The 1512-nt window shown below is 33.8% G+C and carries 2 protein-coding genes; one reads left to right on the top strand and one right to left on the bottom strand.

All coding sequences use genetic code 11. The features are described from left to right. Positions 1 to 645 precede the first annotated feature (645 nt). Positions 646 to 1023: an FtsW/RodA/SpoVE family cell cycle protein gene (locus tag N9I19_RS25415; RefSeq protein WP_411730949.1), complete on the top strand. Its 378-nt coding sequence runs from the start codon at positions 646 to 648 to the stop codon at positions 1021 to 1023. A 306-nt stretch (positions 1024 to 1329) separates the two neighbouring features. Here N9I19_RS25415 and N9I19_RS24710 read toward each other — a convergent pair. Then, a partial coding sequence (locus N9I19_RS24710; RefSeq protein ID WP_317779327.1) for a hypothetical protein occupies positions 1330 to 1512 on the bottom strand: 183 nt, incomplete at its 5' end.

The raw sequence follows: 1512 nt of genomic DNA, 5'->3' as shown, positions 1-1512 counted from the left end.
TGACAATGCCTGATGCATTCTAACTGTTAGTAGAAAATTTGTTGTCATAACCCATTTTTTAACTTCAAATATATATTCTTCTTTCGGACATAAAAACACCCCTTTAGACATTCATATCCAAAGGGGTAAAACGGTGCAACTTTTTTATAAACAGTTAAACTTTATTTCAAATCTTTCCTGACACTACTCCCTTAGCGTATGTTTTCTGCGTTTTGTTGGTAGGAAGAATGAATACCCCCAAAATGAAAATTTAAGTTTCTATTCTTAGAAACATCTTATTTTTTTCATTTTTGGGGACATAAAAAATTTTAACTTGATGGGCATGGGGTAGAGTCAGGAAAATGCGCATTTACAACGATAAGCATTTTGATACAAGTCTTATGAGACATTATATAGCCTAATTTAGATGTACTTTGAATGTGTCTCAATAGGTTCTACTCTATTGAGATTGTGAATGATAGTACTTAAACTATCGGGGCAGGTTAGTTCATTTAAGATTTGTTTAAATATTAAAAAGTTCCTGAAGGGTAGTAATAATTTTTTAGAATAAACAGTTTAGATTAAAAGAAATTCTTATTACATTAGAGATGTTTTTCCGTTATTATATAAGAAAGTCTTTTAGAAAATTTTGGTATTTAATTAGAGGTGATTTTCAATTTAAAAAAAATACTTAGAGCTTATGATTATCCCATATTCATAGCTGTTGTACTACTTTCCCTATTTGGATTAGTTATGGTTTACAGTGCAAGTATGATTACGGCAGTATCCCATTACCGATATCCCATAGATTATTTCTTCCAACATCAAAAAAGTGCGCTGATCCTGTCATTTATTATGATGGTGATTGCAATGATATTGCCGTATAAACTATATAAACATAAAACCTTTCTAATGGTCATGATGGGGGGGATCGCCCTCCTCCTCATCATTGTGTCTATCATTGGCCACACAGCCAATAATGCAACAAGCTGGTTTCAGATAGGCACACGGTGCAAACAATTTCAGATAATAAGAACATGTTAAAAGAAAGTCGTTAGTTACCTCCACCTTGTTGGGGTACAGACAACATTTTGGAAAAATTGTACGTTAAGGCTATAAACGTTGATATAAAAGGGTTGTTCCATTAACGTTCGTTCGTTTTTGGTACTGAAACAGGTAAATCTATATTTCCTTTGAAAACAGCTAGTTTTTAGAACCAAAACTCATTCCCAAAAACAAAGTTCCATCAAAACGGACCAAAATCATTTTTGGGAAGGGCTTAGCGTACAAAATTTCCGAAATGTTGGCGAGACCCCGCATAGAAATAAAACATTAGTTATATAGAATGTATCATTTTAAAATAGTTACCTTTAATTTTGAATGTTGTCTTATTCGTAGGATTTCAAATATGTACGGAGTACCAGGTTTCTTGAACAAAAGGGCACTGTGACCCATCAGGTTAGCATAACTGGCCTCCACCCCTTGGATAGGCATGACGAAGGAATGAGAGGGCAATTGACCCGTTGAGACATG

The organism is Peribacillus sp. CSMR9 (assembly GCF_033141925.1).
In the GTDB taxonomy this organism is placed as follows: Bacteria; Bacillota; Bacilli; order Bacillales; family DSM-1321; genus Peribacillus; species Peribacillus simplex_A.
This window is presented reverse-complemented; position numbering and strand designations above follow the sequence as displayed.